20 protein-coding genes are annotated in these 17,531 nt (G+C 69.6%); 2 read left to right on the top strand and 18 right to left on the bottom strand.

Annotation, left to right across the window (positions count from 1 at the left end):
* Positions 1-19: 19 nt before the first annotated feature.
* The 8 genes from WG922_RS05370 to WG922_RS05405 form a co-directional block, all read right to left on the bottom strand.
* On the bottom strand, positions 20-286 hold the full coding sequence (locus WG922_RS05370) for a DUF2164 domain-containing protein (RefSeq protein ID WP_340281212.1): 267 nt from the start codon (positions 284-286) through the stop codon (positions 20-22).
* Between the two features lie 30 nt (positions 287-316).
* Positions 317-1,666 carry a dihydrolipoamide acetyltransferase family protein gene (locus WG922_RS05375; protein WP_340281214.1) on the bottom strand — a complete coding sequence of 450 codons (1,350 nt, stop codon included), beginning with the start codon at positions 1,664-1,666 and terminating at the stop codon, positions 317-319.
* A 10-nt stretch (positions 1,667-1,676) separates the two neighbouring features.
* Positions 1,677-2,648: an alpha-ketoacid dehydrogenase subunit beta gene (locus WG922_RS05380; protein WP_340281215.1), complete on the bottom strand. Its 972-nt coding sequence runs from the start codon at positions 2,646-2,648 to the stop codon at positions 1,677-1,679.
* Positions 2,645-3,562: a thiamine pyrophosphate-dependent dehydrogenase E1 component subunit alpha gene (locus WG922_RS05385; RefSeq protein ID WP_340281806.1), complete on the bottom strand. Its 918-nt coding sequence runs from the start codon at positions 3,560-3,562 to the stop codon at positions 2,645-2,647. The genes WG922_RS05380 and WG922_RS05385 overlap by 4 nt, the downstream gene beginning before the upstream one ends.
* A gap of 63 nt (positions 3,563-3,625) precedes the next feature.
* Positions 3,626-5,278: an AMP-binding protein gene (locus tag WG922_RS05390; protein WP_340281217.1), complete on the bottom strand. Its 1,653-nt coding sequence runs from the start codon at positions 5,276-5,278 to the stop codon at positions 3,626-3,628.
* Positions 5,279-5,313: 35 nt separating this feature from the next.
* A complete protein-coding gene (locus tag WG922_RS05395; protein ID WP_340281219.1) occupies positions 5,314-6,012 on the bottom strand; it encodes a TetR/AcrR family transcriptional regulator in 699 nt (232 codons plus the stop codon).
* A gap of 26 nt (positions 6,013-6,038) precedes the next feature.
* Positions 6,039-7,208 carry an acyl-CoA dehydrogenase family protein gene (locus WG922_RS05400; RefSeq protein WP_340281220.1) on the bottom strand — a complete coding sequence of 390 codons (1,170 nt, stop codon included), beginning with the start codon at positions 7,206-7,208 and terminating at the stop codon, positions 6,039-6,041.
* A 26-nt stretch (positions 7,209-7,234) separates the two neighbouring features.
* On the bottom strand, positions 7,235-8,029 hold the full coding sequence (locus WG922_RS05405; RefSeq protein ID WP_340281221.1) for an enoyl-CoA hydratase-related protein: 795 nt from the start codon (positions 8,027-8,029) through the stop codon (positions 7,235-7,237).
* Positions 8,030-8,142: 113 nt separating this feature from the next.
* On the opposite strand from WG922_RS05405, the gene WG922_RS05410 reads away from it, so the two are divergent.
* Positions 8,143-8,934: an SDR family NAD(P)-dependent oxidoreductase gene (locus tag WG922_RS05410; protein WP_340281222.1), complete on the top strand. Its 792-nt coding sequence runs from the start codon at positions 8,143-8,145 to the stop codon at positions 8,932-8,934.
* Positions 8,935-8,950: 16 nt separating this feature from the next.
* Here WG922_RS05410 and WG922_RS05415 read toward each other — a convergent pair whose 3' ends face one another.
* From WG922_RS05415 to WG922_RS05445, 7 genes are all read right to left on the bottom strand, one after another.
* The gene (locus tag WG922_RS05415; RefSeq protein WP_340281223.1) at positions 8,951-9,679 is read right to left on the bottom strand and encodes an ABC transporter ATP-binding protein; all 729 of its coding nucleotides are present in this window, start codon (positions 9,677-9,679) and stop codon (positions 8,951-8,953) included.
* 2 nt (positions 9,680-9,681) lie between these two features.
* On the bottom strand, positions 9,682-10,437 hold the full coding sequence (locus WG922_RS05420; RefSeq protein WP_340281224.1) for an ABC transporter ATP-binding protein: 756 nt from the start codon (positions 10,435-10,437) through the stop codon (positions 9,682-9,684).
* On the bottom strand, positions 10,434-11,438 hold the full coding sequence (locus WG922_RS05425) for a branched-chain amino acid ABC transporter permease (RefSeq protein ID WP_340281225.1): 1,005 nt from the start codon (positions 11,436-11,438) through the stop codon (positions 10,434-10,436). Before WG922_RS05425 ends, WG922_RS05420 begins: the two co-directional genes overlap by 4 nt.
* Complete coding sequence (locus tag WG922_RS05430; protein WP_340281226.1) at positions 11,431-12,321, bottom strand: branched-chain amino acid ABC transporter permease; 891 nt, start codon at positions 12,319-12,321, stop codon at positions 11,431-11,433. The genes WG922_RS05425 and WG922_RS05430 overlap by 8 nt, the downstream gene beginning before the upstream one ends.
* An 88-nt stretch (positions 12,322-12,409) precedes the next feature.
* The gene (locus WG922_RS05435; protein ID WP_340281227.1) at positions 12,410-13,561 is read right to left on the bottom strand and encodes an ABC transporter substrate-binding protein; all 1,152 of its coding nucleotides are present in this window, start codon (positions 13,559-13,561) and stop codon (positions 12,410-12,412) included.
* Between the two features lie 114 nt (positions 13,562-13,675).
* Positions 13,676-14,596, bottom strand: coding sequence for an alpha/beta hydrolase (locus WG922_RS05440; RefSeq protein WP_340281228.1), 921 nt, complete (start codon positions 14,594-14,596; stop codon positions 13,676-13,678).
* A gap of 147 nt (positions 14,597-14,743) precedes the next feature.
* Positions 14,744-15,013 carry a hypothetical protein gene (locus WG922_RS05445; RefSeq protein ID WP_340281229.1) on the bottom strand — a complete coding sequence of 90 codons (270 nt, stop codon included), beginning with the start codon at positions 15,011-15,013 and terminating at the stop codon, positions 14,744-14,746.
* Positions 15,014-15,099: 86 nt separating this feature from the next.
* On the opposite strand from WG922_RS05445, the gene WG922_RS05450 reads away from it, so the two are divergent.
* Positions 15,100-15,441 carry a cupin domain-containing protein gene (locus tag WG922_RS05450; protein WP_340281230.1) on the top strand — a complete coding sequence of 114 codons (342 nt, stop codon included), beginning with the start codon at positions 15,100-15,102 and terminating at the stop codon, positions 15,439-15,441.
* Positions 15,442-15,528: 87 nt separating this feature from the next.
* On the opposite strand, the gene WG922_RS05455 is transcribed toward WG922_RS05450, so the two are convergent.
* The 3 genes from WG922_RS05455 to WG922_RS05465 form a co-directional block, all read right to left on the bottom strand.
* A complete protein-coding gene (locus tag WG922_RS05455) occupies positions 15,529-15,747 on the bottom strand; it encodes a cold-shock protein (RefSeq protein ID WP_340281231.1) in 219 nt (72 codons plus the stop codon).
* 278 nt (positions 15,748-16,025) lie between these two features.
* Positions 16,026-16,949 (bottom strand): pirin family protein, encoded by a 924-nt coding sequence (locus tag WG922_RS05460; RefSeq protein ID WP_340281232.1) that lies wholly within the window; start codon positions 16,947-16,949, stop codon positions 16,026-16,028.
* Between the two features lie 10 nt (positions 16,950-16,959).
* Positions 16,960-17,520 (bottom strand): flavodoxin family protein, encoded by a 561-nt coding sequence (locus WG922_RS05465; protein WP_340281233.1) that lies wholly within the window; start codon positions 17,518-17,520, stop codon positions 16,960-16,962.
* Positions 17,521-17,531: the final 11 nt, after the last annotated feature.

The raw sequence follows: 17,531 nt of genomic DNA on the forward strand, positions 1-17,531 counted from the left end.
CGCACCGGCCGGTTCGATCTCATCGCCGCTTGGCCTTGTCGAACTTGCGCCAGTAGTCGAACTCTTCCTCGTGCACCTCGATGTCCAGTTCATCGAGGCGCGCATGCAGGCGCTCCTGCACGTCACTGACGGCCCGGTTGTAGACAGACGGGCCGATTTCTTCAAGGAAGAAATTGAGCAAACCCGCGGCCGCAATGTTTCCGATGGGCTCGTCCATGTGCTCGCGGAAATAGCGTTCGATGGAGGCGACGGCCTGCTGGCGGGCGTCTTTGGGAAGCTCGATCATGCGGCGATTGTGCGCCGCGCCTGCGCCGCGCTAGGGCGCACGCTCCAGCTGCTCGGGCGCCGCGAGCACGGCACGCAGCGCAGCCAGGAAGCGCGCGGCGGTGACGCCGTCGTGCAGGCGGTGGTCACACGCGAGGACGAGACCGATCTCCCGGCACAGGACGGGCTGTCCGTCGCGCGGCCGAAAGGTCTCGCGCACCGAGCCCACGCCCAGGATGGCGGACTGGCCGGGATTGATGATGGGCGTGAGCCAGGTCAGCTCGTGCATGCCGGCGTTGGAGACGGTGATGGCGCCGCCGGCCATGTCGGCCGCTGCCAGCCGCCCTTCGCGGGCGCGGTGCACGAGGGCGCGCGCGCGTGTCGCCACCTCGGCCAGCGGCAGTCCGCCCGCGCCGGGCAGCACCGGCACGAAGATGCCGCGCTCGGTGTGCACCGCGATGCCGACGTCGGCCCCGCCAAGCGCCACGATGCGCTCGTCGCGCCAGAGCCGGTCCATCTCGGGCATGCGCCGCAAGGCACGCCCCACCGCCGCCACCAGGATGTCGTTGAGCGTGATCCGCGTCGCTGCCCCCTTGCGCAGACGGGCGTGCAGCTCCAGCAGCGGCTGCGCGTCGATCTCCGCGGCCGCATAGAAGTGCGGCACCCCGTGCTTGACCTGCGCGAGCCGGCGAGCCGCGGCGCGTTGGGTGGGACTCGGTTCAACCGTGGTGCCCGCATCCTCTGAGAAACCGCCTGCATCCCGATCGGCCGATGGCTTCGAAGCCGTCGCCGTGCTCGGAAGATCGGCGGCCCGTATGCGCCCTTCGGGGCCGGAGCCGGCGATGTGGTCCAGCGAGATGCCGGCCTCCCGGGCGAGGCGTCGCGCGTACGGAGTTGCGATGACGCGCGCGGCCGGCGAAGCCGACGAAAGCGAGTGCGCCTGCGGACCGCGCTGCGGCTGCGCATCGGAGGTGGCAGCGGCATCAGAACTCTCGGCCACATCAGCGACACGAGCAACATCGGGCGAATCCGACGCACGAGAGACGCCTGAGACACCTGACGTACCCGAAGCGCCCACGGCGAGCAAGCCGGCGCCCGCATCCACCATGCCCTCCCCCTCCGCCCCGCCGGTCTCCTCCATCTCCTGCCGCAATGCGTCCGCCTCCGCACCCTCTATCCACGCGATCACCTCGCCGACCGGCACGGTCCCGCCCGCATCGTGGCGAATCTCCAGCAGCACGCCGTCGGCTTGCGCTTCGATCTCGTTGGCCGCCTTGTCCGTTTCCAGCACGAACAGCACCTGGCCGCGGCGGAAGGCGTCACCCGGGCGCACCAGCCACTCGACGATGCTGCCCTCTTCCATGGTCAGGCCGAGCTTCGGCAGGCGCAGCGGCTGTTTCATGCCCGTTCCCTCACGCCATGAGCCGTTCGAGCGCCGCGAGCACCTTGGTCTCGTCCACCGCGTAGCGCGCCTCCAGCGTGGCGGAGAAAGGCACCGGCATGAACGGCGCTCCCAGGCGCATGACGGGCGCGTCGAGTTCGTCGAACGCGTGCTCACCGATGCACGCAGCGATCTCTGCGCCCACGCCATAGGCCTGCACCGCCTCGTGCACGACCAAGGCACGGTGGGTGCGCGCCACCGACGCGCGCACCGTCTCCCAGTCCCAGGGCTGGAGCGAACGCAGATCGATCACCTCCACCTCCACGCCGCGATCGGCCAGCAGCCCGGCTGCCGCAAGGCAGGTGCCCACCGCCGCGCCGTAGCACACCAGCGTCGCATCGCGCCCCGGCCGCGCCACGCGGGCCTCCCCGATGCGCGCCCGCAGGCCGGCATCGACCTCGCCGCGCATCCCATACAGCGCCTTGTGCTCCACGAACACCACCGGATCGGGATCGTCGATCGCGGCACGCAGCAGGCCGTAGGCGTCCTGCGGATTCGAAGGGCACACCACCTTCAGCCCGGGCACGTGCGCGAGCCACGCTTCCAGGCACTGGGAGTGCTGCGGCCCGGCGGACAGTCCGCCGCCGTGCGGCGTGCGCACCACCATCGGCACGCTGCACCGCCCGCCGAACATGAAGCGCGCCTTGGCCGCCTGATTGACCAGCCCGTCCATAGCGAGGGTGATGAAGTCCATGAACATGATCTCGAGCACCGGGCGCAGTCCGGCCATGGCGGCGCCGACGGCGGCCGAGGTGATCGCCGCCTCGGAGATGGGCGTGTCGATCACGCGCTCGGGCCCGAAGCGCTCGAGCAGGCCACGGGTGGCCTTGAACGAGCCGCCGGCCTGCGCCACGTCCTCGCCGAGCACCACCACGCGCTCGTCCGCGGCCATGGCGTCGGCAAGCGCCAGGTTGACGGCATGCGCGTAGCGCAGGCTGCTCATCGCGCCGTCTCCATCGTGTAGACGGCCTCCCGCGCGGCATCGAAGTCGGCAGGGTCGCTGGCGCGGGCCTGTGCCAGCGCCGCTTCGATTTCCTCGTGCGCCGCGCGTCCCAGCGCGTCGAGCTGCGCGGGATCGACGCCTTCGCGCAGCAGCGTCTGGCGGGCCCGCGCGATCGGATCGTGCTGCGGGGGCAGCGCAGCGTCCTGGCGATAGGCCTGGTTGTCTCCTTCATAGTGGCCACGGCCGCGGTGGGTGCGGCACTCCAGCACCTGCGGGCCCGTGCTGCGGGCTGCGGCCACGCCAGCGCAGGCGGCGTCGAACACGGCCTGCACGTCGTCGCCATCCACCTCGGCATAGCGCAGCCTGAAGGCCGCAGCCAGGTCGGCGAGCCGGGCCGACACCTGGCGCTCGGTGGGCGAGAACTCGGACCAGCCGTTGTTCTCGCAGACGAACAGCATGGGCAGCCGGCGCAGCGCGGCCCAGTTGAGGCTTTCGTGCAGAACGCCTTCGGCCATCGCGCCGTCGCCGAAGATCGCGACCGCCACGTCGTCGCCACCGCGCAGCTGCGTGGCCAGCGCGGTGCCCAGTGCGATCGGGATACCGGCGCCGACGATGCCGTTGGCGCCGATGATGCCGCGGCGCATGTCCGACACGTGCATGGAGCCGCCGCGCCCGCGGCACACGCCGGCGTCGCGCCCGAGGATTTCCGCGAAGAAGCCGGGCAGCTCCAGCCCTTTCGCGATGACGTGGCCATGGCCCCGGTGCGTGGTCGCCAGCGTGTCCTGCGGGCGCAGCGCCGCGCATACGCCCGCGGCGACGGCCTCCTGCCCGATGCTCAGGTGGATGAAGCCGGGCACCTCGCCGTCCGCGAACATGCGCGCCAGCACCTGCTCGACGGCGCGGATGCGCAGCATCGTCTGGTAGAGGCTTTGCAGCGTCGTCACGGCAGTCCGGTCTTTCTCGTGCTCGGGCGCCGCTCAGGCCGCCGCGGCGCCGGCGGCCGCTTCGTCGGCGAGCCGCTTGCGCAGCACGTGCTTGAGCACCTTGCCCGATGCGGTGCGCGGCAGCTCTTCGAGTACCAGCAGCCGCTCGGGAAACTTCTGGCGGGCCAGCCGCGCCGCATCGAGGAAGGCGACAAGCCCGGCCAACTCGAGCTGCGCGCCGGGCCGCAGGACCACGCAGGCGCACGGCGTCTCGCCCAGGCGGGCATGCGGCATCGCCACCACCGCCGCCTCCTGCACTGCAGCGTGCTGGTGCAGCAGGTCCTCGATCTCCTTGGGGCTGATGTTCTCGCCGCCGCGGATGATCAGGTCCTTCTTGCGCCCGCTGATGGTGATGTAGCCGCGCGCATCGACGAAGCCGAGGTCGCCGGTGTGGAAGAAGCCTTCGGCATCGAACGCCTCCTGCGTGTACTGCGGCTTGGTGTAGCCCAGCATCACCTCGGGTCCGCGCGTGACGATCTCCCCTTCGGCACCGGTCGCGACCGGCTGGCCCGTCTCGGGATCGACGATGCGCACCTCGTGGTTGCAGATGGCGCCGTCGGTGGTGCCACCCAGGGAGGGCGGGTCGCCCTCGCGCACGCCCAGGGTGACGGTTGGTGCCTCGCTGCTGCCGTAGACCCGGAACACCTGGCAGGCGGGCAGCGCAGCGCGAGCCCGGGCGACCACCGCCTCCGGAACGGGCGCGCCGCCGCTGCCGAAGAGGCGCATCGAGGGCAGCCCGATGCCACGTCGCTCCACCTCGGCGCTGAGTTCGATGAGGAACGGCGTCGCCGCGATGGTGAAGGTGGCGCCGTGCCGCTCGATCAGCTCCCACGCCTGCGCCGCATCCCACTTCTCCATCAGCACCACCTTCACGCCGGCCGCGAACGCAAGCTCCAGTGCGTAGAGGTAGCCGGTGATGTGGGTCACGGGCGACGGCATCAGCACGACGTCGCTGCGGCGGATCGACCAGAAACGCATCACCGCCTCCATCTCGGCGCGGATCGTGTTGTGGCTGTGCAGCACGCCCTTCGGGTCGCCCGTCGTGCCCGAGGTGAAGAGCAGCAGCTTCACGGCGTTCGGATCGACCGGCGGGAACGGGCGCGGCTCCACCGCCCGCAGCAGGTCCTGGAAGCGCAGGCAGCCGTCCGGCGCCGGCCCCTCGTCGCCGACCAGCACCACGTCGCGCAGCGCCGGCAGCCCCGGCTGCAGCCGGCGCACCATCTCCAGGTAGTCGATGCTGCGGAAGCTGCGTGGGATGAAGAACACCCGCGTGTGCGCATGCCGCAGGATGTAGCCGACCTCTGCGTCGCGGTAGATCGGGATGATGGGGTTGCAGACGTAGCCGCCGAGGCAGGCGGCCAGGTTGATCACCATGGCCTCATGCCAGTTCGGCAGCTGGAAGCTGACCACGTCGCCGGGGCGCAGTCCGCGCTCGGCGAGCGCCGCGGCGAGCCACTGCGCCTGCGCATGCAGGGTCGCGAATCCGACCGCGCCGGTGCGATCGACCGCGGCCACCAGGTCGGGCGCTTCGGCGGCCCGCTGCGCGGCGCACCGGGCCAGCGTCACGCCGCTCCACAGCCCCTCGCGTTCGTAGCGCTCGATCAGGGACGCGTCAAGGCGCGTCTTCCAGGTGGGGTTCTCGTCCATCGGGGTTTCCTTCGAGGCCGCGTGTGCCGCAGTCTTCAGTCCAGGCCTCGCCGCACCATCCGCATGTACGTCTGGACGGCCTTTTCGGGCAGCGTGCGTGCGCCGCTGCGGTTCTTCACGTAGCGCAGGTACAGGTAGCTGCGCGCGGCCATGAGCATGTAGGCGACGGTAACCAGTTCGTCCTTGGTGTAGTGGCGGATCTCGCCGCGATCGACGCCGCGCGACAGCGCCGACACGTAGTGCCGGCTCAGGAGGTCGAAGTGCCGCCGGAAGGCCTTGGGCGCGGCGACCTCCGCCTCATTGAGGATGCGGAAGAAACCGGGGTTGCCCTTGAGGTATTCGAAGAAGGCACGAAAGCCGCGCTCCTCCATTTCGTGCACCGTCGCCGAGCCGTGCACCCGGTCGCGGATGAAGCGCAGCATGTCCGCTCCCACATGCGGCAGCAGCTCGTCGAACAGCTCCTGGCGCGAGGTGAAGTACAGGTAGAAGGTGCCCTGCGCGATGTTCGCCTCGGTGGTGATCTTGCTGATGCTGGCGTCCGCGTACCCGTCGCGCCCGACCACGCGCGCCGCGGCGGCGAAGATGTTGTTGCGCGCATCGGGCGCCTTCTCGGCGCGGCTCAGGCGCTTGCGGGACGGCCGCTCGCGCGGGGGCGCAACGGCCTCGAGCGCGGGCGCCGGGTTCGGATCGGCAGCGGGTTGGTCGGAGCGGGCCAGGGACTTGGAACGGGGCATCGGGAAAGAATGGAAATCAGGTCGGGTCACAGTGCCGCGGCTGGCTGGCTGGACCACTTGAAGATGTTATTGCGCTGCACGGCGGACGACCCGCCGATGATGGGCAGCAGCAGCGCGTCGCGCACATAGCGCTCCACGTCCAGCGATTTGACGTAGCCGTAGGCGCCGAAAATGGTCTGGCATTCCAGCACCACGGTCTTGGCCATCTCGGTGGCGAACAGCTTCGCCATCGATGTCTCGACGCCGGCGCTCTCGCGCGCATCGGCCAGGTTGGCTGCGTGATAGAGCATCAGGCGCGCTGCGTGCAGCTGCGTTTTCATGTTGGCGAGCTTGTGCTGGATGGACTGGTATTCGCCGATCGCACGGCCGAACTGCCGGCGCTCGTGGACATAGCTCCAGGCGTCTTCCAGGGCCGCGCGCGCGACGCCGGTGGCGATGGCGGCGACCTCCAGCTTCTCGACGTCCAGGCCCGAGCCGACGATCATGGACCAGCCGTTGTCCCAGCCGGCCTCGCCGCCCATCACGTTCTCCAAGGGCACCCGCACCTGCTCGAACACCACGTCGGTGGTGGCGGCGCCCTTCATGCCCAGGCTCTCGATGCGCGAGATGCTCACGCCCGGCGCATCGGGCGGGATCAGCACGATCGACAGGTTCTTGTAGCGCGCGGCCTCGTCGCCGGTGCGCACCAGCGCATAGATGTAGTCGGCGATGTCGGCACCCGAGCAGAAGCGCTTGGCGCCGGTGATCTCGATCCAGTCGCCGTCGCGCCGCGCCCGCGTCTTGACGCTCGCCAGGTCGGCGCCGACGTCGGGCTCGGTCCAGCCGTAGGCGAAGATGAGCGAGCCATCGACCACGCGCGGCAGCAGCGCGCGCTTTTGCGCCTCGCTGCCGCAATCGACCAGGTTCATGCCGGCGTAGCAGGCCGACATGATGTAGGGCACCGACACCGCCAGACTGCGCCGCGACAGCTCTTCGATCACCACCATGGTGGCCAGGATGTCGCGCCCGTGCCCGCCGTACTCCTGCGGCACGGTGAGCCCCATCACGCCCAGCTGCGCCAGCCGGGCGAATACGTCGCGCGGGAAGTGGTTGCGTGCATCCCAGTCGGCAGCGGCGCTGCGTGGCATTTCCCGGTCCACGAATCGGGCGACCGTCTCGCGGATCTGGCGCACGTGCTCGGGAAGGCGGATGTCCATGGCGTGTCCTTCTGCGGGCCGGGGGGTCAGCTTCCGCCGAAGCGCGGGCTGCGCTTCTCGCGGAATGCGTTCACTGCCTCCTGGTGGTCCGCCGTCTTGTTCGACAACGCCTCGTAGGCGATGCAGGCGTCCATGATGCTGTGCGCGAGCTGGCGCAGCCCGATGTTCACGGACATCTTGGTCCAGCGGATCGCCTTGGTGGCGCCACTGGCGAGGCGGTCCGCGAACTGCGCGACGCGCTCGTCCAGCTGCTCGCGCGGCACCGCATGGTTGATCAGGCCGATGCGCTCGGCCTCGGCGGCGGTGAGCAGGTCGCCTGTCATGAGGTATTCCTTGGCCCGCGCATAGCCGACCAGCTGCGGCCAGATGACGGCGCCGCCGTCGCCCGCGACGAATCCGACGCTCACGTGCGGGTCGCCGATGCGCGCCGAATCGGCCGCGAAGGTCACGTCGCACAGCAGCGCGATGGTCGCGCCGAGTCCGGTGGCATGGCCGTTGAGCTTGGCGATGACCGGCTTCTCGCAGTCGAGCAGAGAAAAGACGATCTGCTTGGCTTCGCGCGCCGTTTTCTCGAAGGCACCCGGCTGGTCGATCATCTGCTGCATCCAGTCGATGTCGCCACCCGAGGAAAAGGCACGCCCTGCCCCGGTCAGCACCACGATGTCGCTGTCGGGGTCGTTCGACGCATCGACGAACACGCGCGCGAGCTCGGCATGCATGGCCTCATCGACCGCGTTGAGCTTGTCCGGCCGGTTCATCGTGATCTCGAGCACACGACCGCGGCGGTTGAAGAGAAGGGTCTCGTAGCTTGCGAAGTTCATGATGGGGTGCGGGCAGGATGGGAATGGATCGGACGTGGGCCACAGGCCCGTTTGCGGCGGGGGCCGCTGCTAGACTGCCCCGCTCGCATCAACCTCACGAAGGGGCGTGGCAGATGGCCAAGCAGCAGGCAGACGGACCGGCCTCGGGATTCGACCTCGCCGGACAGGTGGCGCTGGTCACCGGAGCGAGCGGCGGCATCGGCGCCGCCTGCGCGCGGGCGCTGGCCCAGGCGGGCGCGACCGTCGTCGGCAGCGACCTGCGCCCCGCTGCCCGGGGCGATGCCCATGGCGCGCCTTTCGTGCCCTGCGACATCACCTCGCAGGAGCAGGTGGCCTCGCTGTTCGAGCGCGTGGGCCGCGAGTGGGGCGGCCCCGACATCCTGGTGCACTGCGCCGGCGTGCTCGAGCCGATCGCCCGCACGGTCGATCAGTCGCTGGAGGGGTGGGAACACGTCTGGTCCGTCAACGCGCGCGGCGCGTTCCTGTGCTGCCGCGAAGCCGGTCGCCACATGGTGCCGCGCCGACGCGGAGCGGTGGTGGTCGTCGGCTCGGTCGCCGGGCTGGTGGGCATTCCCGGATCCAACGCCTACGGGCCGACCAAGGCTGCGGTGACCCACATGGCCCGCAACCTGGCCTGCGAGTGGGCGCGCCTGGGCATCCGCGTCAATTGCATCGCTCCGGGCTACGTGGCCACCGATATGAGCCGTGCGCTGTTCGACCGCGCGCCGGCCGCGCAGGAGGCCGCACTGCGGCGGGTCCCGATGGGCCGTCTCGGCTCGGCACAGGAGATCGCGCAGGCGGCCGTGTTCCTGTGTTCGCCGTGGGCGTCGTTCATCACCGGTGCGGTGCTGCCGGTCGATGGCGGCTGGTCCGCTTTCGGAGGTCCGGACCGGGGCGGCGCATGACGTTCGCGTCCGCATCTCAGCCCCCGAGGTAGACCCGCAGCAGGGCCTCGTCGTCGATGATCCCGCGCCACTTTTCGGCGGCGATCTCGGCGGCGACGCGCCCGACCGAGATGGCGTAGCCGCGGTCGGCGATGCGCGCGGCGAGCGCGACGTTCTGCTCGACCAGCAGGATGCTCACGCCGCGCTCGCGCAGCAGCTGCACCGCATCCACGATGTGGCCCAGCACCTTGGGCGCGAGCCCGGTGGAGGGCTCGTCCATGATCAGCAGCAGCGGCTGCAGCAACAGCGCCCGCGCGATCGCCACCATCTGCTGCTCGCCGCCGCTGAACAGCTCCACCGGCGACTGCAGGCGCGCGCGCATGAACGGAAACAGTGCCAGCACGTCCTCTATCGTGAAGGGCTGCTGCACCGCGCGGCGGCTGCCGTGCACCTGCGCCAGCTCGAGGTGGGCGCGCAGCGTCAGCTCGCCGAACAGGTGCCGGTTCTCGAGGACGACGCCGAGGCCGCGCGCCACGCGCTCGTGCGGCGCAAGCCGGGAAATGTCCTGGCCCGAGAGCAGCACCTGCCCTTCGGACACCGGCAGCAGGCCGCTGATGGCGCGCACCAGCGTGCTCTTGCCGGCGCCGTTGGCGCCGATGAGCGCGACGCTCTCGTTCGACCCCACCTGCAGCGCGATGCGGTGGAGGATGGGAATGGGACCGTAGCCGGCGCTGACGCGGTCCAGTTGGAGCACGGGTGCCTGCATGCTCAGACTCCGAGGTAGGCCTCGCGCACGCGCGGGTCCTGCTTGACGGTGCGGAAGTCGCCGGCGGCGATGATCTCGCCGAAGCACAGCACATGCACGGACGAGGCGACCTCCATCAGCTCCATGTCGTGGGAGACCAGCAGGATCGTCACACCGTCGCGATTGAGCCGCTCCAGCAGGAGGCGCAGCGCCGCGACTTCTTCCTGGTTCAGGCCCGAGGACGGCTCGTCCAGGCACAGCAGCCTGGGCGAGAGCAAGGCCGCGCGCGCGAGCTCGACCAACCGCTGCCGCCCCGCCGGCAGGTCCCCCGCACGCTGCGCCCACACCGGCTCCAGGCCGAAGCTCGCGGCGGTCTGCCGGGCGAGTTCCTGCATCCGCGCGCGGGCGCGGCGCGCGCCGGGCAGGTGCAGCAGGCTCTGCACGAAGCCACCGCGGGTGGCGGACCAGCCTGCCGCCACCAGGTTTTCTTCCACCGTGAGGTTCTTGAACACCTGGGGCGTCTGGAAGGTGCGCACCAGCCCCTGGTGGCTGCGGCGGGTCACGTCCCAGCCGGTGACGTCCCGGTCCTCGTAGCGGATGGTGCCGGCGGACGGGCGCAGGAAACCCGAGACGATGTTGAACAGCGTGCTCTTGCCCGCGCCGTTCGGGCCGATCAGGCCGGTGATGCTGCGCGGCGGCACCTCGAAGCTCACGTCCTTCAGGACCGTAAGTCCACGGAAGTGGTGCCCGACGCCGGCGACGCTTAAGAGGGCGCTCATGGCTTGCTCTCCACCGGGCGCGCGGCCGCCGCATCCTCACGCCGGCGGCGCGGCCGCATGCCGAGCGCCGAGAAGAGCTTGCCGAGCGAACCCGCCATGCCCAGGGGCATGAACATGACGGCCGCCACGAGCAGCAGCGCGAACAGCAGCGCATGGATGTCGCCGAAGCGCGTGAGGAAGCTCGGCAGCAGGGTCACGAACAGCGCCCCCAGCACGGTGCCCACGATGGTCTGCGCGCCGCCGAGCACCGCGATCAGCAGGAAATTGATGGCCCGCCCGACGCCGAAGCTGTCCACGCTGACGAAGCTCACGTAGTGCGCGAAGAGGCTTCCCGCGAAGGAGCCGAGCACCGCGCTGAGCACGAACACCTGCACCTTCAGCGCGTGCACGGGGATGCCGAGTGCGAGCGCGGCGTCGGGCGCATCGCGCATGGCCCGCAGCGCGAAGCCGTGGCGCGAGCGCAGCAGGGCGTAGTGCATGAGGAAGACCAGCAGCACCGTGGGCCAGACGAAGTAGTAGAAGCGCTGCGGGGTGTCGAGCGCGAAGCCGAACAGCGCGATGCGCGGAATGCCGCCGGTCCCGAGCGTTCCTCCGGTGATCCACTCCCACTCGACGAACAGGGTGTGCCCGATGATCGCGAGCGCCAGCGTCGCCAGTGCCAGGAAGAAGCCGGACAAGCGCAGGATCGGCCAGCCGAGCAGCGCCGCGATGCCGCCGGACAGCGCCATGCCGAAGGCCATGGCGACAGGAGATGGCCAGCCCAGTTGCAGCGTGCAGTAGGCGGTGGCGTAGGCGCCGATGCCGTAGAAGGCGCTCTGCGCGAGCGAGACGATGCCGCACTGCCCCAGCAGGAAGCTGACCCCGATGCCCGCAATGGAATAGAGCGCCGTGAACACGAGCAGGTCCACCATCGCGCGGGTGGCCACCAGGGGAATGGCGGCCCAGGCAAGCGCCAGCACCAGGCCGCCCGCCACCCACGCCGCGCTGCTGCGATCAGCCACCACGGCGGCCTCCGCGTCCCAGGATGCCGTTGGGCATGAGGATCATGATGAGGATCAGCGCCGCCATGGAGACGACGTCCTTGTAGCCCGATGAGATGGTCACGATGGCCAGCGACTCCAGCACGCCGAGGATCACGCCGCCCACCACCGCGCCGGACGGGTTCAGCAGCCCGCCGAGGATGGCGGCCGCGAACCCCTTGAGCGTCAGCAGCAGGCCCATCTCGTAGTGGATGGTGATCAGCGGCGCAACCAGCACGCCGGCAAGGCCGCCGATGGCGCCGCCGAGCACGAAGGTCAGGGCTCGCATGCGCGGCACGCTGATGCCGGTCATGGAGGCGCCCTCGGGGTCGATCGAGGCCGCCATCATCGACAGCCCCAGGTGGGTGCGGTGGTAGAACAGCAGCAGCAGCGACACCACCGCCACGCTGATGGCGATCAGCCAGAGCGAATGCACCCGCATGGCGGCATCCAGCAGCAGCACGCTGCCCTCCCCTCCGAGGCCCGGCATGGGCAGGCTGTCGCGACCGAAGAAGAACAGCACGGCCGCCGAGATCGCGAACGCCACCCCGAGCGTGACCAGCAGGTAGGTGTCGTCCGTGGCCCCGCGTCTGCGGGCCGGCCGCACGAACAGCGCGTCGAGCAGCCAGCCGACCAGGCCGCCGCTGGCTACCCCGGCGGCGTAGGCCAGCAGCGGATGCCACTGCAGCGACTTCAGCACGACATACGCCACGATTCCCGCCACAAGGGCGAACTCGCCCTGCATGGCGTTGATGATGCGAGAGCCGCGGTAGACCACCGCGATCCCGAGCCCGACGAGCGCATAGACGAAGCCGTTGGTCAGCCCCGTGAGGATCGACTGCACGAGCAGCGATGTCGTGATCACATCCGTTCCTTCCGTCGTGAGAATGCGCCGGCGCCGCGCCGCTCCCCGTCAACGGAGGAACCGCGCCCGCCGGCCGCCGGCGCTGCGCTCAGGCGCCGCTGGTGGTGAACGGGAGCCGGGTGAACTTGCCCTTGTCGAGCCGTGAGAAGACGTAGCTGCCCAGGTCGATGCCGGTCATGTCGGGCGCCGAGAAGTTGTAGCCGGCCATGACACCCTCGTGCGGCTGGCGCATGGCCTGCGCGATGGCCTCGCGGTTGGTGGTGCCGGCCTTCGCGAGCGCCTTGGCCGCGACGTGCACCGCATCCCAGCCCGCGGCCTCGAAGTTCTTGGGCAGTGCGTTGTAGGCACGCTGATAGAGCTCCACGAACTCCTTCTGGCGCGGCAGCGGCGCCTCGCCGACCACGAACTCGGGAAAGACGATGTCGTCGGCGAACTCGCCCATTCCGCGCACGTAGTCGTACGAGGCAGACCCGATGGCCGAGACGATCTGCTGCGTCAGGCGCATCTGGCGCGCGTTGCGGAACGGCACCGGCGAGGTGGCGATGACGAAGACGACGTCGGGCTGCGCAGCGCGCACCTTGGCGGCCTGCGCCGACACGTCGGTGGCACCGACCTCGAAGCGTTCGACGGCGACGTAATCGACGCCGTACTTCTCCGAGACCTGCTTGAGGCTGGCCATCACGGCCTGGCCATAGCCGGTGTCGTGCAGCACGCCGATCTTCTTGGCCTTGGCGCCCTTGGTCGCGTACTCCAGCATGGCGCGGGCGTTCAGGCTCTGGGGCGGCAGCAGGTGGTAGAGCGTCTTGTAGCTCATCTCGATCGGCGGCCCCAACCCGGTGAAGGTGAGCTGCGCCATCTTTTCGGCGTTGGTGATGGCCGCGATCGCTCCGGTGCTCGCGGTGAGGGACGGGCCGATCATCACCGGCACCTTCTCCGTGAAGATCATCGCCTCGGCCTTGCTCTTGGCCAGGTCGGGCTTGGAGCCGTCGTCGTCGATGAGCACCTTGATCTGCCGGCCGCCGACGCCGCCGCGCTCGTTGATCACCTTCTCCGCCAGCAGGATGCCGTCGCGCTCCGGACCGCCGAGGCCGGCACCGGGGCCGGTCAGGGACAGCACGGCACCGATCTTGATGGGCTCGGACTGGCTCCACACCACCCCGGGTGGCACCGCCGCTGCGGCGGCGATGGCTTGAAGGACCTTGCGGCGCTGAAGGCGGCCGCTGCCTGAACTAGCTTGCATCACGTGTCTCCGGATACGGTTCGGGAAACCGGCGCTGCGCGGGGGACGCGTCTGCGCTGGTGGCTGCTGCGGCCGCCTGCTGCGGCGGCCGACGGACGCTCGAAAACCTCGGCCTCACTCGCCGCGGTCGAGCAGTTCCTTGAGCCAGCGGGACTGCACGCGACCCACCTTGGCAAGGTGTTCCCGGTTTGTGTAGAGGCTCATGTGATCGACCCCGCGCACCGACTCGAATTGCTTGTCCGGGCTTGCGATGGCGTTGAAGACCTCGACCTCCAGGTCGGCCGAAGTGATGTTGTCCGCATGCGCCAGCGTCATCATCACGGGCGTCTCCACGATGCGTGCCGCGTAGGGCTTGACCATGTACTGCAGCAGCAGCTCGACCGACTGGATGGTGTTGCGGTGCTCGTGGCGCGGCGCCTCGGTCGCCTGGATGCCCTTGAAGCCGGCGAAGACGTGGGGGAACGGCCAGGAGGTCAGCTCCTCGCCCAGCTTCTCGGGCGACATGGGCATGTAGCCGGGCTGCTCCCCGCGGAAGCGCGCCTCGCGGTCCTTCTGGATCAGCGCGAGCAGCTGCGCGAACTTCACCTCGCCGTGGCAGCGCCGCATGGTCTGGAAGCCATCGACGACGGGAATCGTGGAGATGGCGAAGGCGGCGCGCGAATCGAGTGCGGCGGTGACCAGCACGTGCCCGCCGCTGTAGGAGATGCCCCAGATGCCGGTGCGCTTCTTGTCGATGCCCGGCAGCGTCGCCGCGTAGCTCAACGCATTGCGGTAGTCCTCGATCTGGTCCCAGGGGTTGATGTGCTGGCGCGGCTCGCCCGTGCTCTCGCCGAAGCGCCGGTAGTCGAAGCGCAGCGTGGCGCACCCGATGTCGTGGAAGAACTTCGAGTAGTGCGGCATCACGATTTCCTTCGTGTAGCACCACCCGCCCGCCATGATGACCAGCGGAACGTCTCCGCTGGCGCCCTCGGGCATGGTCAGCACGCCCTTGCAGACGTCCTCACCGCTTCTGAATTCAACGGCCTTCTCGGTCATAGCTTGTCTCCATGAATGCGAACCACCGAACCACCTTGTGCGCAGGCTTGCGCAGGCGCGCCGACGATGTGCGGCGCCCACCGGATACAAGCAGCTGCGGCCCTGGAATCACCTGCCCGGCGACTCCGTCGCGAGCTGCGTGCCGGTTCATTGTGTTCGGCGCAAACTCGGTGAGTCAACGTTCATTGACTTCGTATTCATCGGTAAAAACCCGGGATGGAGTTCCAGCCAGTGCGGCTTCGATCCAGCGGCGCGCGGGTGCCGTTTACGGCTCGACCGCGGCGTGAAAGTCGCGTCGAAGCGCCACTCGCCGCGGTGGCGGTCGCGGCTGCGGCTGCGGTGGTCGGGAAGAACCGCGACCCTGCCGGGTAGGAGGTCGAGGTCGAGAACGGCTTCGCGGTGCAGGCGAAGCGGCATGGGGACGGAGATTCGACGACGGGACCGAAGGGCTGAGGTTGAGGCTGCGGCTGCGGCTGCGGCTGCGGCTGCGGCAAGATTGCGGCATGCGCATCTCACTCGACCACGTCCGCTCCCGCCTCCCCCTGCCGGCCACCCCGAGCTGGCCCGATGGAGTCTGGGATATCGAAGCCCTTGCCCGGGGCTCGCTTTCCGTGCAGTTGTTCACCCCACGCGGCAAGGACTGGCAGTCCTCCCACGCGCAGGACGAGCTCTACGTGGTGCTCACGGGAAAGGGGGTGCTGCGGATCGAGGACGAGCGGCATCCCTTCGAGGCAGGGGATGTGCTGTTCGTGGCGGCGCGTCGCGCGCACCGGTTCGAGGAGTTCTCGCAGGACCTCGTCACCTGGGCGATTTTCTGGGGTCCTGAAGGAGGCGAGGCGCCCTGAAGGCGCCTCGCGAGGTCGGCGTTACCGCCGTGTCGTGCTGGCTGCTGCTGCCGGACTGGCCGGGACCGCAGCGGCCAACGCCCGGCTTCAGCCGAGGGTGACGATGTTGGAAGCCTGCGGGCCCTTGGGGCCCTGGGTCACGCTGAACTGCACGCGGGCGTTTTCGGCCAGGGTCTTGAAGCCGTCGCCGCCCTGGATTTCACGGAAGTGCGCGAACAGGTCCTTGCCGCCGTCGTCGGGAGCGATGAAGCCGTAGCCCTTGCTCTCGTTGAACCACTTCACGATGCCGGTCTGGGTGTTTTGCATGGGGATATTTCCTTGGATAGATACGGAGATAACCGCACGGCAACATGCCGCGCGGTGCGCAACGCCAGAGAGCATTAGTGGGAAGACTCGGAACAACGACGCGCCGGCGGGGCCGGCGGTTGGAGAGGGAGAACTCGTAGAAACGCCTATGAAACGTCTTGGCCCGCGCATCCTAACAGCTTCGCAATGCCCCTAGGCCGCCCGGGCGCCGAGAAGGGGCAACAAGTCGCTGCGAGGAGATGGGCGCGGCAGCCGATTTGCAGTGGCTCGGCGCCATCTCACAGGTACTGCGGGTCCGCGCCCTGCCCCGCTGGCGCCGGTGGCGCGATGAAACGGTGCCTGGGCAGCGGGATGAACTCGGTCTCGCCAGCGATAGGGTCGAAACGCCCGGCCTCCCAGTCGGCGGCCGCCTGACGGATGCGCTCGGGCTTGCTGTGCACGAAGTTCCACCAGATGTGCCGGTCACCGTCCAGCGGCTCCCCGCCGACGATGCACACGCGCGTAGCGCCTCGGCCCTGCAGCTGCACCGCCACTCCCGGCGGCAGCACCACCATCTGCTGCGCAGGCACGGGCCGGCCATCCAGCAGCAGCGTTCCCTCGGCCGCATAGGCGGCCAACTCGGAGGCGAGCGGCGGCAGATCCAGCGCCTGCCCATCGCCCAGCCGCACATCGAGATAGGTGGTCGGCGATGACGGGACGACCGGAGAGCGCACGCCGAAGGCCTCGCCCGCCAGTACGCGCACCGCGCTCCCCTGCACCGACACCTCGGGGATGTCCGCCGCCGGGGTGTGCGCGAACGCCGGAGGCTCGTCCTCGCGCGCCGTGGGCAGGCCCACCCAGAGCTGCAGCCCGTGGTTGACGAAGGACTGCCGCTGAAGCGCCGCGGGGCGTCGTTCGGAATGCGCGATGCCGCGGCCTGCGCTCATCCAGTTGATCGCGCCCGGCTCGATCACCTGCTCGGTGCCGAGGCTGTCGCGATGCATCATCGCGCCCTCGAACAGATAGGTGACCGTCGCCAGCCCGATGTGCGGGTGCGGGCGCACGTCGTGGTTGACCTCGGGCACCTCGGTGACCGGGCCGAAGTGGTCGAAGAACACGAAGGGGCCGACGGTGCGACGGCTTGCCGCCGGCAGGAAGCGGCGCACCTTGAAGCCCCCGCCAAGGTCCTTTTCGGTGCCGGAGAGCAGCTGTGCGGCAGCCATGGCGTCTGCCTCAGCGGGCCCAGCGCGACGCGACTTCGGCGACGCGGGCGCCGAACTGGCGTGCAAGCTTCAGGTCGCCCGCGAACATCTCGGCGGGCGAGGCATCCGAGGGCGAGACGGCGGCGGCGCCGCTCCACACGCCGATCCAGTTGAGGTCGTCGCGCGTCGCGCCCTTGGTGTTGGACGGCATCATGCCGTTGCCCACCCAGAGCCCGCCGTGCTGCATGGCCAGCGTCATGAAATAGTTCAGCGTGCTGGTCTTGTCGCCCACGGTGCTGGCGCTGTTGGTGAAGCCGGCGAACAGCTTGTTCTTCCAGGTCTCGGCATACCAGGGCTTGGAGGTGGCGTCGGCAAACTTCTTGAACTGCCAGCTGGGCCCGCCCATGTAGGTCGGCGAGCCGAAGACGATCGCGTCGGCCGCGGCCAGCTGCTCCCAGCCGCCCTGCGGCAGGTTGCCCTCGGCGTCGATGGCGATCAGTTGCGCGCGGGGACCCGCGCCCTCGGCAATGGCCTGCGCCTGGCGCTGCGTGTGCCCGTAGCCCGAGTGGTAGACGATGGCAATGGATGCCATGAAGCGTGCTC

The sequence above is a fragment of the Ramlibacter sp. AN1015 genome, from assembly GCF_037726105.1.
Classification (GTDB): Bacteria; Pseudomonadota; Gammaproteobacteria; order Burkholderiales; family Burkholderiaceae_C; genus Ramlibacter.

What these genes read in the sequence shown, in the direction of transcription:
- WG922_RS05440 (WP_340281228.1), bottom strand. Translation starts at nt 14,596, where the DNA reads ATGACCGAGAAGGCCGTTGAATTCAGAAGCGGTGAGGACGTCTGCAAG.
- WG922_RS05415 (WP_340281223.1), bottom strand. Translation starts at nt 9,679, where the DNA reads ATGCAGGCACCCGTGCTCCAACTGGACCGCGTCAGCGCCGGCTACGGT.
- WG922_RS05380 (WP_340281215.1), bottom strand. Translation starts at nt 2,648, where the DNA reads ATGAGCAGCCTGCGCTACGCGCATGCCGTCAACCTGGCGCTTGCCGAC.
- WG922_RS05445 (WP_340281229.1), bottom strand. Translation starts at nt 15,013, where the DNA reads ATGCCGCTTCGCCTGCACCGCGAAGCCGTTCTCGACCTCGACCTCCTA.
- WG922_RS05375 (WP_340281214.1), bottom strand. Translation starts at nt 1,666, where the DNA reads ATGAAACAGCCGCTGCGCCTGCCGAAGCTCGGCCTGACCATGGAAGAG.
- WG922_RS05465 (WP_340281233.1), bottom strand. Translation starts at nt 17,520, where the DNA reads ATGGCATCCATTGCCATCGTCTACCACTCGGGCTACGGGCACACGCAG.
- WG922_RS05410 (WP_340281222.1), top strand. Translation starts at nt 8,143, where the DNA reads ATGGCCAAGCAGCAGGCAGACGGACCGGCCTCGGGATTCGACCTCGCC.
- WG922_RS05395 (WP_340281219.1), bottom strand. Translation starts at nt 6,012, where the DNA reads ATGCCCCGTTCCAAGTCCCTGGCCCGCTCCGACCAACCCGCTGCCGAT.
- WG922_RS05370 (WP_340281212.1), bottom strand. Translation starts at nt 286, where the DNA reads ATGATCGAGCTTCCCAAAGACGCCCGCCAGCAGGCCGTCGCCTCCATC.
- WG922_RS05460 (WP_340281232.1), bottom strand. Translation starts at nt 16,949, where the DNA reads ATGGCTGCCGCACAGCTGCTCTCCGGCACCGAAAAGGACCTTGGCGGG.
- WG922_RS05385 (WP_340281806.1), bottom strand. Translation starts at nt 3,562, where the DNA reads ATGCTGCGCATCCGCGCCGTCGAGCAGGTGCTGGCGCGCATGTTCGCG.
- WG922_RS05390 (WP_340281217.1), bottom strand. Translation starts at nt 5,278, where the DNA reads ATGGACGAGAACCCCACCTGGAAGACGCGCCTTGACGCGTCCCTGATC.
- WG922_RS05420 (WP_340281224.1), bottom strand. Translation starts at nt 10,437, where the DNA reads ATGAGCGCCCTCTTAAGCGTCGCCGGCGTCGGGCACCACTTCCGTGGA.
- WG922_RS05450 (WP_340281230.1), top strand. Translation starts at nt 15,100, where the DNA reads ATGCGCATCTCACTCGACCACGTCCGCTCCCGCCTCCCCCTGCCGGCC.
- WG922_RS05455 (WP_340281231.1), bottom strand. Translation starts at nt 15,747, where the DNA reads ATGCAAAACACCCAGACCGGCATCGTGAAGTGGTTCAACGAGAGCAAG.
- WG922_RS05435 (WP_340281227.1), bottom strand. Translation starts at nt 13,561, where the DNA reads ATGCAAGCTAGTTCAGGCAGCGGCCGCCTTCAGCGCCGCAAGGTCCTT.
- WG922_RS05400 (WP_340281220.1), bottom strand. Translation starts at nt 7,208, where the DNA reads ATGGACATCCGCCTTCCCGAGCACGTGCGCCAGATCCGCGAGACGGTC.
- WG922_RS05405 (WP_340281221.1), bottom strand. Translation starts at nt 8,029, where the DNA reads ATGAACTTCGCAAGCTACGAGACCCTTCTCTTCAACCGCCGCGGTCGT.